Raw genomic sequence first — 14749 nt, 5'->3', positions numbered from 1 at the left:
TGCCCGGTCCCGGCCGGGGTGGCGGCGGGCTCCTGCCCTCGGGCGGGGGCCCGCCGCCGTCGTGCGGGGAGGGTGCGGACCTGCGGTGACTACGAGCCGCTGGGCGGCAGGGTCGCCTGCTTCGAGGCGCAGGTCCAGATGACCGGGTGCATGACGTCGGCGGCGTCCACCGCGAAGCCGCCGACCTGGTCGTGGTCGGTGACGGTGAAGGCGCCGGCGTGGGCGGTCGGGGTGGCGGCCAGCCGGGGCAGGCCGAGGAGCGGGCCGCTGCCCTTCCAGTAGGTGGCCTGGTACGGCGGGGCGGTCTCCGGCGGCCACGGGCCGACGATGGTGGAGTCGGAGGCGGTGCCGACGCTGACGTTCGTGGTCGGGCTGATGTCCTCGAAGGTGCTCTGCGTGCGGTCGCCGAGGCCGGGCGCGTGGGTGACGGCCGTGTACGGCGGCAGCCAGTGGGCGCCGTTGGTCAGCAGGGTGTGCGTGAAGCCGTGGGTGCCGGCGATGCGGCCGGACTCGTCGATGTCGCGCGGCTCGTACGTGCTGTACGTGTCGCCGGGGTGGACGTCCGGGAGCTCGGTGGGCGGGGTGGCCGGGTCGGCGGCCCAGAGCAGGCCGGCGGCGTAGCCCTCGTCGCCGACCAGGCCGAAGCCGTCGCCGACGATCCGGCCGGCGTTGTCGATGCCGCTGACCCCTTCGAGGCGGGTCATGTGCGGGGGCAGGGGCAGTTCGCGGCGGAGGCTGCCGCCGGACCACTCCAGGCCGGTCATGCCGCCGGCCGTACGGCGGTAGCCGACCGCCCGGCCCCGGTCGTTGACGTCGGTGGCGTGGGTGCCGCCGGGCAGGATGCCGACGGCCGGGGCGCCGGGGACGTAGCGGAAGGCGAGCGGGGCCAGGCCGGGGCCGGCGACGGAACCGACCATCAGGCCCCAGCGGTTGACCGCCTCCACGACGCCGGTGGTGTAGCCGGACGGCAGCGGGACGGCGTGCACGGCGGTGCCCGTCCAGTAGACCGGGCGGTTCTGCGAGCGGCCCACGGAGAGGCCGAGCGGGCCGATGCCGCGGACCTCGGTGGTGGCCATCCAGGGGCGCGGGTCCTCGCCGGGGCCCGGCAGGGAGGCGAGCACCCGGATCGCCGGGGTGCAGCCGGTGCCGGTGAGCGTGTCCGCGGTACCGCCGGCGGCCCGCGCCGCGCTCTGGTGCTCCGCCGTCCGGCCCGCGGCGGCGTGTGCCGGTGCCGCGAGCGCCAGTGCGGCGAGTACGGTCCCCGCGGCCGCCGCGCCGATCGCTCTCCGGGTCGTGCCCTTGCCCGTGCGCATGCCGTGTCCCCCCAGTCATGTGCGAGCCGACGGACCTGACGGCTCGTCGGCAGACATCATGTACGCCTCACGTCCGGATGCCCACCCCGCCACGCACGGCCGTGGCACGGCTGTTACGGGCCGCCCGGACGCGCCTAGATGACGTTCAGGGCCGCCGCCCCGCCCACGCCGCCGAGGAGCATGAACACCGGCATGAGCACCTTCAGCTCCACCCAGCTGCCGGCCCGGAAGCGCATCGCCTTCGGCGGGCCGACGGGGTACCAGCGCTTGCCGGCGATCGGGATCGGCCACAGCACGGGGCAGCCGGAGACGGTCAGCGCGTCGCCCAGGTCGTGGACCAGGGCGCCCAGCACGATCGGCAGGCCCAGCCACAGGTACTCCTGGCCGGGGCCGGTGAACAGCCAGTCCGCCCCGTTGCCCGGCTGGTCCAGCACGCCGGCGAGGATCCAGGCGCTGGTCGCGCCGAGCAGCCAGACCAGCACGTCGCTGGACATCCGGGCGGCCCGCCAGAGCAGGCCCTCCACCGCGAGGACGAGGTGGACGAAGAGGATCGCGAGGACGCCCCAGCGGTCGCCGGTGACGGCGACGACGGAGGCGCCGCCGCCGATCAGCACCGCCCACAGCCACGTGTGGGTCAGCGTCCGGTGGCCCCCGGAGCGCCGCGGGTCGCGCGGCGTGCGGGTGGCCTTGTAGACGGCGTACGAGATCTTGTCGACCACCTCGCACAGGCCCCGGGAGAGCGGGCCGAACGCGCGCGAGATGGTGGCGGACTTGTGGTCCAGGTCGGGGGCGAGCGCCGCCCCGGCGCAGATCAGCGCCCCGACGACCAGCACCGGCCACGGCATGGGGTGGCCCGCGGCCGCTGCCGCCGCTCCCACCCCCAGCCAGGCCGCTGCCCCGGAAAGTGAGTGTGCCGGACCCATCATGCTCGTCCCCGCCCCAGTGGTGTGGTGTGTTCTGGCCCCGTTGACGGCGTCGCGCGGGCCCGGTCGACGGCACAGCGTAGCGTTGACGATCTTCGTTGGGCCCTCCGGTTCCCTCTTCGGGGGAGAAGCCAGGCAAGATGGGGGCGTGACCCTCATTGATCAGCTGCCGCCCACCGCCGACCCCGATGCCCTCTTCGAGGCCTTCTCCACGTGGGCCGAGGACCAGGGCATCTCCCTGTACCCGGCTCAGGAAGAAGCGCTGATCGAGGTCGTCTCGGGCGCGAACGTCATCCTCTCCACCCCCACCGGCTCCGGTAAGAGCCTGGTCGCGGCCGGCGCGCACTTCACCGCCCTGGCCCAGGACAAGGTCACCTTCTACACAGCGCCGATCAAGGCCCTGGTGTCGGAGAAGTTCTTCGACCTGTGCAAGCTGTTCGGCACCGAGAACGTCGGCATGCTGACCGGCGACGCCTCCGTGAACGCGGACGCGCCCGTCATCTGCTGTACCGCCGAGGTGCTGGCCTCCATCGCCCTGCGCGACGGCAAGGACGCCGACATCGGCCAGGTCGTGATGGACGAGTTCCACTTCTACGCGGAGCCCGACCGCGGCTGGGCCTGGCAGATCCCGCTCCTGGAACTCCCCCAGGCGCAGTTCATCCTCATGTCGGCCACCCTCGGAGACGTGTCCCGCTTCGAGGAGGACCTGACCCGGCGCACCGGGCGGCCCACCTCCGTGGTCCGGTCCGCGACCCGGCCCGTGCCCCTGTCGTACGAGTACGTCACCACCCCCATCACAGACACCCTGACCGAGCTGCTGGAGACCAAGCAGGCGCCGGTCTACATCGTCCACTTCACCCAGGCCCAGGCGGTCGAGCGGGCGCAGTCGCTGATGAGCATCAACATGTGCTCCCGCGAGGAGAAGGACCGGATCGCCGAGCTGATCGGCAGCTTCCGCTTCACCACCAAGTTCGGCCAGAACCTCTCCCGCTACGTCCGCCACGGCATCGGCGTCCACCACGCTGGCATGCTGCCCAAGTACCGGCGCCTGGTGGAGAAGCTCGCCCAGGCCGGCCTGCTGAAGGTCATCTGCGGCACCGACACCCTCGGCGTGGGCGTCAACGTGCCCATCCGGACCGTGCTGTTCACCGCCCTCACCAAGTACGACGGCAACCGGGTGCGGACGCTGCGCGCCCGCGAGTTCCACCAGATCGCGGGCCGCGCCGGCCGGGCCGGCTTCGACACCGCGGGCTTCGTCGTCGCCCAGGCCCCCGAGCACGTGATCGAGAACGAGAAGGCCCTCGCCAAGGCCGGGGACGACCCGAAGAAGCGCCGCAAGGTGGTCCGCAAGAAGGCCCCCGAGGGCTTCGTCGGCTGGACCGAGAACACCTTCGAGAAGCTCATCGCCTCCGAGCCCGAGCCGCTCACCTCCCGCTTCAAGGTCACCAACATCATGCTGCTCTCGGTGATCGCCCGGCCCGGCAACGCCTTCGAGGCGATGCGCCGCCTGCTGGAGGACAACCACGAGCCGCGCAAGAACCAGCTGCGCCACATCCGCCGCGCCATCGCGATCTACCGCTCGCTGCTGGACGGCGGGGTCGTCGAGCAGCTCGACACCCCCGACGCCGAGGGCCGCACCATCCGTCTGACGGTCGACCTCCAGCAGGACTTCGCCCTCAACCAGCCCCTGTCGACCTTCGCGCTCGCCTCCTTCGACCTGCTCGACCCGGAATCGCCCTCCTACGCCCTGGACATGGTCTCGGTGGTGGAGTCCACCCTCGACGACCCGCGCCAGATCCTCGCCGCCCAGCAGAACAAGGCCCGGGGCGAGGCCGTCGGCGCCATGAAGGCGGACGGCGTCGAGTACGAGGAGCGGATGGAGCGCCTCCAGGACATCTCCTACCCCAAGCCCCTCGAAGAGCTCCTCGTGCACGCCTACGACGTGTACCGCAAGAGCCACCCGTGGGTGGGCGACCACCCCGTCTCGCCCAAGTCCGTGATCCGCGACATGTACGAACGGGCGCTCTCCTTCACCGAGTTCACCTCCTTCTACGAACTGGCCCGCACCGAGGGCATCGTGCTGCGCTACCTCGCGAGCGCGTACAAGGCGCTGGACCACACCATCCCGGACGACCTCAAGTCCGAGGACCTGGAGGACCTCATCGCCTGGCTGGGCGAGATGGTCCGCCAGGTCGACTCCAGCCTGCTCGACGAGTGGGAGCAGCTCGCCAACCCGGAGCTGGAGACGGCCGAGGAGGCCCAGGAGAAGGCCGACCAGGTCAAGCCGGTCACCGCCAACGCCCGCGCCTTCCGGGTCCTGGTCCGCAACGCCATGTTCCGCCGCGTGGAGCTGGCGGCCCTCGACGACGTCGACGAGCTGGGCCGGATGGACGGGGAGTCCGGCTGGGACGCCGACGCCTGGGGCGAGGCGATGGACGCGTACTGGGACGAGTACGACGACCTGGGCACCGGCCCCGACGCCCGCGGCCCGAAGCTCCTCATGATCGAGGAGGACCCGGCGCACGGTCTGTGGCGCGTCCGCCAGACCTTCGCCGACCCCAACGGCGACCATGACTGGGGCATCAGCGCCGAGGTCGACCTCGCGGCCTCCGACGAGGAGGGCCGGGCCGTGCTCCGGGTCACCTCCGTCGGCCAGCTCTGACGCACGGCGCCCCGACCGCCCGCCCCGCCCGCGCGCGGGAAAGCACGTCCGCCGGAACCCGACCGCAGTGGAGGCCCCCTGATGACCAGCCCCGCCGAAAGACTCGTGGACCTGCTCGACCTGGAGCAGATCGAGGTCAACATCTTCCGCGGCCGCAGCCCGCAGGAATCCCTCCAGCGGGTCTTCGGCGGGCAGGTCGCGGGCCAGGCCCTGGTGGCGGCCGGCCGCACCACCGAGGGGGACCGCCCGGTCCACTCGCTGCACGCGTACTTCCTGCGCCCGGGCATCCCGGGCGTGCCGATCGTGTACCAGGTGGAGCGGGTGCGCGACGGCCGCTCCTTCACGACCCGGCGGGTCACCGCCGTCCAGCAGGGCCGCACGATCTTCAACCTCACCGCCTCCTTCCACCAGCCGGAGGAGGGCAGCATCGAGCACCAGCTGCCCCCGCGGCACCTCGTCCCGCCGGACACCCTCCCCAACCTCGCGGACGAGATCCGCGAGCACCTCGGCACGCTGCCCGAGGCGCTGGAACGGATGGCCCGCCGCCAGCCCTTCGACATCCGGTACGTGGACCGGCTCCGCTGGACCTCCGAGGAGGTCAAGGACGCCGACCCGCGCAGCGCCGTCTGGATGCGCGCCGTCGGACCGCTGGGCGACGACCCGCTGGTGCACACCTGCGCGCTGACCTACGCCAGCGACATGACCCTCCTCGACGCCGTGCGCATCCCCGTGGAACCCCTCTGGGGCCCCCGCGGCTTCGACATGGCCTCGCTGGACCACGCCATGTGGTTCCACCGTCCCTTCCGGGCCGACGAGTGGTTCCTGTACGACCAGGAGTCCCCCATCGCCCACGGCGGCCGGGGTCTGGCCCGCGGCCGGATCTACGACGTCGAGGGACGCCTCCTGGTCTCCGTGGTCCAGGAGGGCCTCTTCCGTCCCTACGCCTCCCTGAAGGGCTGACCCGCGTGCCCACGCCGCCCCCGACCGCCCCCTGCCCCTGCGGGCTGCCCGCCGACTACGCGAACTGCTGCGGCCGCTACCACTCCGGTGCCCAGCAGGCGCCCACCGCCGAGCTGCTGATGCGCTCGCGCTTCAGCGCCTTCGCCGTCGGCGACGTGCCGTACCTGCTCCGGTCCTGGCACCCCTCGACCCGCCCGCCCCGGCTCGACCTCGACCCGGAGCAGCAGTGGGTGCGGCTGGAGATCCTGGGCTCGGAGCGCGGCGCCCTCTTCGACACCGAGGGCTCCGTCGAGTTCCGGGCGCACTACCGCGAGGGCGGCCACACCGGCTCACTCCACGAGAACAGCTCCTTCGCCCGCGAGCGCGGCGCCTGGGTCTACGTGGGGCCGCTCTCCCCCGTCGTCTTCGACTGACCCCGGGGGCGCACCGCACCCCGCCCCGGCCCCCGCCCCGGATCTCGCCTCGGCCAGGGCCAGTTCCAGACTGGCCCGGTACCAGAGCACCTCGTCCGGCTGGTCCGCCCGCAGCAGCGGGGCCGCCACCGCGGCGGCCGCCGGCGCGTACGGGTGCCCGAACGGCGGCGGGGGTGCGAGGCCGGCCAGCACGGTCCGCTCCCCCGCGTCCGGCACCACCGCGGCCAGCTCCCCTTCCGCCAGCACCGAGGCGATGACGGCGGCCCGCTCCCAGGGATCCGCGGTACGTCTCAGCCGGAGCCCGGTGTACCGCCCCCGCCAGTTGCGGGCCCGTACGTCCGCCCCCGCACCGAGCCGCTCGCGGTCCGCCGGCGGCAGCGGGCCGGCCAGCAGCTCCGGCCGCCGCTCCCCGAACTCCCGCAGCTCCCGGGCGAGGTAGAGCCAGACCAGGGCGCGGTACCGGTTCACGCGGTACCCGGCCGGGGTGACGTAACCGCAGCGGGCGAGGGAGCGCAGCCGCTCCGTGCCCGTGCCCAGCAGGGCGGCGCCGGAGACGGTGCCCACGGTGCGCACCCGCTCGCGGAGCGCCTCGGGGAAGCCCTCCCGGCACCTGATCCGGTCGAGCTCGGTGCGGCTGAACCGCTCCGGGCCGGCGTCCGGCCGTAACAGCCCCATCTCCCGGGCCGTTTCGAACTCGGCGCGCCGCAGCCCCAGCTCCTCGGCCGCCCTGGCGAACCCCACGGTCCGCGGCGGACCTCCGGCCCGACCCGTCCGCGTACCCCGGCGCGGGCCGGGGACGGTCGCGTCCGGCCGGGATCCCGCCGTCCGCGCGGCGGCATGCTGCATCGTGCTCATGTCGGTCTCCTCCACGAGTCGTTGACCACTCTGTGTGAAGACCGTAACTCAGCGCGACGACATCCGCTCGGGCCTGTGGACAACCTCAGTCGACGCGGCTGCGCTCCTCCACGCCCAGGTGCTCACCGACCCGGTTGACCAGCAGTGTCATCTCGTACGCCACCTGACCGATGTCGGCCTCCGCCGCGCTCAGCACGCACAGGCTGCTGCCCGGCCCCGCGGCCATCACGAAGAGCGTCCCCTCGTCGTACTCGACCATCGTCTGCCGCACCTGTCCGGCCCTGAAGTGCATCCCGGACCCCTTGGCCAGGCTCTGGAGGCCGGCCGACACCGCGGCCAGGTGCTCCGCGTCGGCCCGCTCCAGCCCGCTGCTCGCCCCGGTGACCAGTCCGTCGTTGGACAGCACGATCGCGTGCCGCACCTGGTCCACCCTGCGCATCAGATCGTCAAGCAACCAGTCGAGCTGCCTGTCCAGCGCCATGTCGTCGCCCTCCCCGTTCGCGCGGTCGCCCCCGTCCCCGCGTACCTGTCCCGCCAGCCAACCCCACCAGCGGCTTTCGGGCAAGGCGCAGGCCCGGTCGGCGGTGAGAATGACCAAAGAGGAATGGCGGGCGGTCGGGTCCCGGGCGCGGGCCGGATCCGGCCCGCCGGGCGTTCCCGCAGACGGGAGGCGCTCGCACCGCCCCGATCCGGCGCCCCGACGGCGCCCCGGGACCCGGCTCCGGCCGTCCCGCCGGCGCTGTCAAGAGCGCCGTTCAGGCCCGCGGACGCGCCCGCGCACGCCGTACCGGCCCGGCAGGACGCACCCCTCGGGCCCGGTCGAGCGCCCCTCAGCCCTGCCCCGGCGGCGTACCGACCGACTCCAGCAGCCGCGCCGTGTGCACCCGCCCCGCGTACTCGACCAGCCTGATCAGCACTTCCTTCCCCGAGTCCTTGTCCCGCGCGTCGCACAGCACCACCGGCGTCCCCTGGTCCAGGTCCAGCGCGCGGGCCACGTCGTGCGTCCCGTAACGCCGCGCCCCCACGAAGCAGTTGACCGCCACCACGAAGGGGATGTGCCGGTGCTCGAAGTAGTCCACGGCCGGGAAGCAGTCCTCCAGCCGCCGCGTGTCCGCCAGCACCACCGCGCCCAGCGCCCCCTGCGACAGCTCGTCCCACAGGAACCAGAAGCGGTCCTGCCCCGGCGTCCCGAACAGGTACAGCGACAGCCCGGACCGGATGGTGATCCGGCCGAAGTCCATGGCCACGGTCGTGGTCCGCTTCTGGTCGACGCCCCCGGTGTCGTCGACCAGCTCGCCGGCCTCGCTGAGGAGCTCCTCGGTGCGCAGCGGGCGTATCTCGCTCACCGCGCCGACCAGGGTGGTCTTGCCCACCCCGAAGCCCCCCGCCACCAGTATCTTCAGCGCGAGGGCGGTCGGATCCCCGGCCGAGCCGTCGGCATGTCCCATCACAGCGCTCGCAATCCCTCGATGACTTCACGCAGAATCCGCTCGTCCGGCAGCTGTGCCGGGGGTACGGGGCGGCTCACGCGGACGTGGCCCGCCTCCAGGAGGTCCCCGAGCAGTACGCGCACCACGCCGACCGGCAGGTCCGCCTCCGCCGCGAGTTCCGCGACGGACTGGGTCTCGTCGCGGCAGAGGCCCAGCAGGGCCCGGTGTTCGGGGCCGAGGAGCGACTCGGCCACCGCGTCCAGCCCTTCGGGGTCGACGACGACCAGTGCGATCAGGTCGAAGCGCACCCCGCTGGGCCCCGGCTTCGTGCGCCCGCCGGTCATCGCGTACGGACGTACGAGCGGACCCGCGTCGGCGTCGTACCAGCGTCCACCCGTCATCTGCCCGGCCCGTCCCGTCAGCCCGCGGCCGGCGGCCGCGCCGCGGACCGCGGGGGTGTGTAGAGGTGCTCGCCGACCCGCTTGACCAGCCGGGCCATCTCGTAGGCGATGAGCCCGATGTCGGCGGACGCGGCGCTCAGCACGGCGAGGCACGAGCCGTCGCCCGCCGCGGCGACGAAGAGGAAGCCGTCGTCCATCTCGACCATGGTCTGGCGCACTCCGCCGGTGCGGAAGTGGCGGCCCGCGCCCTTGGCGAGGCTGTGGAACCCGGAGGCCACGGCGGCCAGGTGCTCGGCGTCCTCGCGGCTGAGCGCGCTGGAGGCGCCCACGGCCAGTCCGTCGTTGGACAGCACCACGGCGTGCCGGACCTCGCGGACCCGCGCCACCATGTCGTCCAGCAGCCAGTCGAGTTCGCCGGACCGGCGGCCCGTGTCCCTGTCGGGTCTGTGGTGTTCGATCACGACTGGTCTCCTTCGGTGGCTGCGTTCTCGGCGTCGTCGGTGCCCCGGGCCCAGCCGGCGCGGTAGGCGGCCATCCGGTCACGGGCCTCCTCGGGCGTACGGCCCGGGGGGTCCTCGGGGGCGCGGGAACCTGCGGCGGGGGCGGGTGCCGGGGCCTCGCGCAGCTGCGGGACGAGGCTGGCCTGGCGTACCCGGCGGGGCAGTTCGGTGACCCCGGCCGGAGGGGGACCGGCCGGGGACGGCCGCGGGGGCGCGGTCTGCGGGGAGGTGCCGGGCGCGGAGTCGCGTACGCCGGCCCCCGTGGCGCCCCGCGGGCGCAGCGCCGCCACCGGCGCCGGGGGCTGCTCCTCCCCGGCCGGAGCGGTGGGCTCGGGGTGGCTCCGCTCCACGGGTGCGGAGCCGGGCCGGCCGGCGGGCGCGTGGCGGGCCTCGACCGGGCGGGCGCCGCGTACGGAGATCAGCGGCTCGGGCTCCTCGTCGCGGGGCCGGCCGCCGGGGCGCTCGTCCTCGCCGATGGTCATGGCGCCCTGGAGCAGCGCGGTCGGGAGCAGGACCACGGCCGTGGTGCCACCGTACGGTGACATGCGCAGGTGCACCTTCACCTGGTGCCGGGCGGCCAGCCGGCTCACCACGAAGAGTCCGAGCCGGTCGCTGTCGAAGAGGTCCAGGGCCTCGGACTGCTCGATCCGGCGGTTGGCGTCGGCGAGGGTCTCGGGGCCCATGCCCAGGCCGCGGTCCTCGACCTCCAGGACGTAGCCGTTGCCGACGGGCTCCCCGCTCACCCGGACCTTGGTGTGCGGCGGGGAGAACGTGGCGGCGTTCTCGATGAGTTCGGCCAGCAGGTGGGTCAGGTCGGCGACGGCCGCGCCGACGACGGAGGCCTCCGCGAGCTGCCGGACCTCGATCCGCGGGTAGTCCTCGATCTCGGAGACGGCGGCGCGTACGACGTTGGTGAGCGCCACCGGCATCCGCCAGGCCCGGCCGGGCGCGGCCCCGGAGAGGATGATCAGGCTCTCGGCGTGCCGGCGCATGCGCGTGGTGAGGTGGTCGAGGCGGAAGAGGTCGCCGAGTTCGCCGGGGTCGTCGGCGCGGCGCTCCATGGAGTCGAGCAGGCTGAGCTGGCGGTGGACGAGGACCTGGCTGCGGCGCGCGAGGTTGACGAAGACCCCGGAGACACCGCTGGCCAGCTCGGCGCGTTCGACGGCGGCGCTGAGCGCGGCCCGGTGGACGGTGGAGAGCGCCTCGCCGACCTGTGCGATCTCGTCCTCGGCCGGGTGTCCGGGCGGCGCCTCGGCGGTGACGTCGATGTCCTGTCCGGCGCGCAGCCGGTCCATGGCCCAGGGGAGCTTGCGGTGGGCGATCTCCAGGGCGCCGTTGCGCAGGGAGACCAGCTCCACGACCAGGCCGCGGCCGATCCGGACCGAGATCACGAGCGAGGCGGCGACGGCGGCGAGGCCGAAGAGGACGGCGGCACCGGCCGCGCTGACGAGTCCGCCGTAGAGGGGGTCGGTCCGGTGGGCGGTGCCGGTGTGACCGGCAGCCTCGGCCTCGCGCATGGCGTCGGCCACGGCGCCGTGGCCGGCTTCCCAGTCGGCGGGCACGGTGCGGACGGGCTGCTTGCCGGGGGCGGCGAGGGCGCCGGTGAGCTTGTTCTCCGCCAGGGTCAGGACGGTGTACGCGGCGGACCTGGTGGTGGCCCGCCAGTCGGTGCGGACGGCCGCGGGCAGGTCGGGGGCGACCGCGGCGAGGAGGGTGCGGCGGCTCGCGACGGTGCCGGTGAAGCGGCGGAGCGTCTCGGGGGTGAGCGTGCCCTTGGCGTCGCGCTGGGCGAGCAGGGCGTCCTCGCGGGAGAGCAGTTCGGCGGCCCGGGCGAAGTCGAGCAGGACCCGGGCGTCGGTGCCGCGTGCGCCGTCCTGGCTGCCGGCGAGCGCGCCGCCGACGGCGAAGGCGCCGTCGATCACGCGGGTGTAGGTGTCGAAGGCCGCGGCCGGTGTGGCCTTGGGGGCGCCGGTGTCCGAGCGGGCGGCCGCCAGGGCCCCGGCGTCGCGGACGAAGGCGCGGAGGCGGGCGGCGACCTGCGGGGGGTGGTCGCCGGCGTCGGCGACGGTGTTCCGGTCGCCGAGCCGGAGCACGGCCAGGGCGGCATCGGTGCGCCTGCCCTGGGTTTCGAGGGCGGCGGCGCGGTCCGGGCCGGGCGCGGCGGCGTTGCGTACGGCGGCGATACGTTCCGCCTGGAGTTCGGTGACGGCCTTCGCCAGGGGGGTGCGGATCTGGGTGTCCACCCGCTGGAGGCGGCTCAGGCGGGCCACGTCCTGGGCGGTGCTGACGGTGGCGAAGGCCCAGAGGGCGAGCAGGGAGACCACGGGCACCATCAGGAGCGAGACGATCTTGGCTCGTACGGTGCGGGGGCGCAGGCCGAGGCGTCGGCCCTCGGGGGCGGCGGCCGGGACGGGGTGGGGGTCCGGGAGCGGGTGGCGGTCCGCGGGGTGTTCCTCGGCCGGGGGGCCCGCGTGCGCGCGGCGGCCGCGCGCCGGGGGCGCGGGCAGGGCGGGCGCTGCTGCGTCCGGGGTCCTGCGGGGTGTGCGCATGAGCTCCTCGTTCCGGATGACGGTGCGGCGGCGGGTCGGGGGCGGGCGGGTGGATGAGTGGTTCGGGCGCGGGGGGCGCGATTCCGGGGGGGGCGGTCCCGGCGGGCGGGCGGTGCGGGCGCGAGGCGGTCCGGGGTCAGTGGGCGGGGGCCCCGGCACCGAGCCGCTGGGCCGAGGCGGAGGCGGCGCGTTCGTCGGCGGTCGGGGAGAGCGCGACGAAGGCGGAGGTGAGGAAGAGGTACGAGCCGAGGCCGACGGCGAGGGGGAAGATGAACTGCATCGCGGTGGCGCCGGGGAGCGCCGCGTCGGAGGGGGCCACGGCGACCGAGACGGCCGTCATCCCCGTGTAGTGCATGCTGCTGACCGCGGCGCCCATGACCAGGGAGGCGACGGCGACGGCCACCGGTGACTTGATGTTGAGGGCGGCCCAGAGCGCGGCGGTCGCGGCGACGACGGCGATGGCGACGGAGATGCCGACGGTGAGGGGGTCGTATGAAATGTCACCGTGCAATCGCAGTGCGGCCATGCCGAGGTAGTGCATGCTCGCGACGCCGAGGCCGGTGGTGAGGCCGCCGAGGACGAGGGCCCGGCCGCGGTCCTTGCCGTAGCCCACGGCGAACACCCCGGCGCCGACCACCGCCATGGCGACGAGCAGGCTGAGGATGGTCAGCGGCACGTTGTAGTGGATCTCGGTGCCGGTGACGCTGAAGCCGAGCATCGCGACGAAGTGCATGGTCCAGATGCCGGTGCCGATGGCGGAGGCCGCGGTGAGGAGCCAGTTGCGCCGGGAGCGTCCGGTCGTGCCGAGCGCGCGGACGGTGCAGCGCAGCCCGAGGGCGGCGCCGATGGAGGCCATCACGTATGACAGCACGGGTGTCAGCCAGCCGAAGGCCGCGTGGTCCAGGTGTCCCATGGCCCCGGGACGCTAGTCCGGGTGAGGGCGCGAACAAGGGGCGCATTTCGAAAGCTGCTGGAATATGACAGAGATACGTTCTCGTTCGATCACACCGGGTGTCATGGTGCACACGGAATGTATGGCGGACTCCGCGCTCCCGTGGGGGATCATGGGCGCATGAGCGACGACCACACACACGTCCAGGAGTTCTTCGGCGCCCGGGCGGCCGCCTGGGACACCAAGTTCCCCGACGACGCACCCGCCTTCGAGGCCGCGGTGGCGGAGTTCGGCCTGCGGCCGGGCGACCGCGTCCTCGACGCCGGCTGCGGCACCGGGCGCGCCCTGACCCCGTTGCGCCGGGCCGTGGGCCCGTCAGGCACCGTCGTCGGCGCCGACCTCACGCCCGAGATGCTCGCCCGGGCGGTCGCCGCCGGGCGCGACGGCGCCGGCGCGCTGCTGTGCGCGGACGTGGCCCGCCTGCCGCTGCGGGACGGCTGCCTCGACGCGGTCTTCGCCGCCGGGCTCATCGCCCATCTGCCCGAACCTGCCCGGAATCTGCGGGAGTTGGCCCGCGTCGTGCGGTCCGGCGGCCGGCTGGCGCTGTTCCACCCGATCGGCCGCGCGGCCCTGGCCGCCCGCCACGGCCGCCAGCTGACGCCGGACGACCTCCGGGCCGAGGCCAACCTCGGCCCGCTGCTCGCCGGTTCGGGCTGGCGGATGGTGTCGTACGCCGACGAGGACGCCCGCTTCCTGGCCCTGGCGGTACGTCAGGACTGACGGCCGGCGTCCTCGGCCATGGCCTCCCGCAGCTCGTGCGGCACGGGACAGCCGCGGACGCCGGGCACCGGGAAGGTGCCGAGGGCGGACACCTCGTAACCGTTCGGGTAGCCCTTGATCTCCGGGTTCTGGCGGGCGTAGTGCGGGGTCCGGCGCGGCGGCATCAGGCGGACGGCGCGGCCGCGCAGCCGCAGGGCGCCCCGGACCAGGGCGCGGACCGCCGGGCGCGGGGGCTCGTACCGGAAGGCCGCCAGCAGCGGCTCGTCGAGCAGGGCGAGGCTGGCCGCCTTCAGCGCGGGCGCGAGCGGGGCCGGGTACCAGGACGCCATCAGGCCGAGGGTGGCGTCGGAGACCTTCCGGCCGCCCTCGTCCCAGCCGAAGTGCTCCTCCTCGTAGGCGTCGAGGACGGCCTCGAACTCCTCGAAGGTGGCGGGGATGTCCCGGATGCCCATGTGACGCCCCAGTGTGGCGTAGTACCGCGCCGCGGCGCGCGTCTCGTGCCCGGTCAGGGGGCGCCAGCCGTAGACGTCCAGCCAGCGCTTGGGGATCACGACGAAGGTGCACAGGACGTAGCGCATGTCGTCGTTGGAGATGTCGTAGCTGCGGTGCATCCGGTTGATGCGGCGGATGGCGGTGCGGCCCTGCTCGCTGTCGAAGCCGTGCTCGACGACCGCGTCGAGGAGCAGCGCGGTGTCGTCGTACCGCTTCTGCGGGCGCCCGGTGAACTCGGCGGTCTCGGCGAGCAGCCGTCCGATGCCGGGGACCGCGTACGTGCGGTACAGGGCGAGCTCCAGGGCCCGGGTGAAGTCCCACGGGAACTCGTAGGTGGCGGTCAGCCGGTAGATCGTGAGGAAGTCCTTCTCGGGGTCGAGCCGGAGGATCTCCTTGAGCCGGTCGTAACGCTTCACCTGGTTCCCCTTCAGTCGCGGAACCCCAACTCTACGTGCGGGAACGTGCTTTGGGAGACGGATATCCGGCCGGTGCGCGGCGGCCGCCGGGGGCCTCGGGCGGGGTGGCGCGGGGGTGCCGCCCGAGGCGCCCGGGGCGGACGGCGCGGGGCGGCCGGGCGAC

The 14749-nt window shown here is 74.2% G+C and carries 14 protein-coding genes; 4 read left to right on the top strand and 10 right to left on the bottom strand.

The features are described 5' to 3' along the window. Positions 1-89: 89 nt before the first annotated feature. Together ACIQUR_RS22420 and ACIQUR_RS22415 are read right to left on the bottom strand one after the other, a co-directional pair. Positions 90-1313, bottom strand: a complete 1224-nt coding sequence (locus tag ACIQUR_RS22420) for a hypothetical protein (protein WP_403666874.1) — start codon at positions 1311-1313, stop codon at positions 90-92. A 134-nt stretch (positions 1314-1447) separates the two neighbouring features. Continuing rightward, positions 1448-2239, bottom strand: a complete 792-nt coding sequence (locus ACIQUR_RS22415; RefSeq protein ID WP_403666871.1) for a metal-dependent hydrolase — start codon at positions 2237-2239, stop codon at positions 1448-1450. Positions 2240-2384: 145 nt separating this feature from the next. Here ACIQUR_RS22415 and ACIQUR_RS22410 point away from each other — a divergent pair, with 145 nt between their 5' ends. The 3 genes from ACIQUR_RS22410 to ACIQUR_RS22400 all read left to right on the top strand — a co-directional run bounded on the left by ACIQUR_RS22410 (position 2385) and on the right by ACIQUR_RS22400 (position 6271). Next, the gene (locus ACIQUR_RS22410; RefSeq protein ID WP_403666868.1) at positions 2385-4898 is read left to right on the top strand and encodes a DEAD/DEAH box helicase; all 2514 of its coding nucleotides are present in this window, start codon (positions 2385-2387) and stop codon (positions 4896-4898) included. Positions 4899-4979: 81 nt separating this feature from the next. Then, positions 4980-5858, top strand: a complete 879-nt coding sequence (locus ACIQUR_RS22405; protein WP_399948093.1) for an acyl-CoA thioesterase — start codon at positions 4980-4982, stop codon at positions 5856-5858. Between the two features lie 5 nt (positions 5859-5863). Beyond that, positions 5864-6271: a YchJ family protein gene (locus tag ACIQUR_RS22400; protein WP_403666866.1), complete on the top strand. Its 408-nt coding sequence runs from the start codon at positions 5864-5866 to the stop codon at positions 6269-6271. Here the strand turns inward: ACIQUR_RS22400 and ACIQUR_RS22395 are convergent. The 7 genes from ACIQUR_RS22395 to ACIQUR_RS22365 all read right to left on the bottom strand — a co-directional run bounded on the left by ACIQUR_RS22395 (position 6188) and on the right by ACIQUR_RS22365 (position 12919). Further along, positions 6188-7126, bottom strand: a complete 939-nt coding sequence (locus tag ACIQUR_RS22395) for a DUF6397 family protein (RefSeq protein WP_403666863.1) — start codon at positions 7124-7126, stop codon at positions 6188-6190. The genes ACIQUR_RS22400 and ACIQUR_RS22395 overlap by 84 nt on opposite strands. A gap of 85 nt (positions 7127-7211) precedes the next feature. Next, positions 7212-7607: a roadblock/LC7 domain-containing protein gene (locus ACIQUR_RS22390; RefSeq protein ID WP_399948087.1), complete on the bottom strand. Its 396-nt coding sequence runs from the start codon at positions 7605-7607 to the stop codon at positions 7212-7214. Between the two features lie 349 nt (positions 7608-7956). Then, positions 7957-8574, bottom strand: coding sequence for a GTP-binding protein (locus ACIQUR_RS22385; RefSeq protein WP_403666860.1), 618 nt, complete (start codon positions 8572-8574; stop codon positions 7957-7959). Beyond that, positions 8574-8957 carry a DUF742 domain-containing protein gene (locus ACIQUR_RS22380; protein ID WP_403666858.1) on the bottom strand — a complete coding sequence of 128 codons (384 nt, stop codon included), beginning with the start codon at positions 8955-8957 and terminating at the stop codon, positions 8574-8576. Before ACIQUR_RS22380 ends, ACIQUR_RS22385 begins: the two co-directional genes overlap by 1 nt. A 17-nt stretch (positions 8958-8974) precedes the next feature. Continuing rightward, positions 8975-9418, bottom strand: coding sequence for a roadblock/LC7 domain-containing protein (locus ACIQUR_RS22375; RefSeq protein ID WP_403666855.1), 444 nt, complete (start codon positions 9416-9418; stop codon positions 8975-8977). Continuing rightward, positions 9415-12006 (bottom strand): nitrate- and nitrite sensing domain-containing protein, encoded by a 2592-nt coding sequence (locus ACIQUR_RS22370; protein ID WP_403666852.1) that lies wholly within the window; start codon positions 12004-12006, stop codon positions 9415-9417. Before ACIQUR_RS22370 ends, ACIQUR_RS22375 begins: the two co-directional genes overlap by 4 nt. A 136-nt stretch (positions 12007-12142) precedes the next feature. Next, on the bottom strand, positions 12143-12919 hold the full coding sequence (locus tag ACIQUR_RS22365) for an MHYT domain-containing protein (RefSeq protein ID WP_403666849.1): 777 nt from the start codon (positions 12917-12919) through the stop codon (positions 12143-12145). A gap of 159 nt (positions 12920-13078) precedes the next feature. Here ACIQUR_RS22365 and ACIQUR_RS22360 point away from each other — a divergent pair, with 159 nt between their 5' ends. Then, positions 13079-13678 carry a class I SAM-dependent methyltransferase gene (locus ACIQUR_RS22360; RefSeq protein WP_403666845.1) on the top strand — a complete coding sequence of 200 codons (600 nt, stop codon included), beginning with the start codon at positions 13079-13081 and terminating at the stop codon, positions 13676-13678. Here ACIQUR_RS22360 and ACIQUR_RS22355 read toward each other — a convergent pair. Continuing rightward, a complete protein-coding gene (locus tag ACIQUR_RS22355; RefSeq protein WP_403666842.1) occupies positions 13669-14586 on the bottom strand; it encodes an oxygenase MpaB family protein in 918 nt (305 codons plus the stop codon). The genes ACIQUR_RS22360 and ACIQUR_RS22355 overlap by 10 nt on opposite strands. Between the last annotated feature and the right edge of the window lie 163 nt (positions 14587-14749).

Origin of the sequence: Streptomyces sp. NPDC101132 (assembly GCF_044759225.1) — a bacterium.
Lineage (GTDB): Bacteria > Actinomycetota > Actinomycetes > Streptomycetales > Streptomycetaceae > Streptomyces.
The sequence above is the reverse complement of the archived record's forward strand: the minus strand, read 5'-3'. Positions and strand labels throughout refer to the sequence as shown.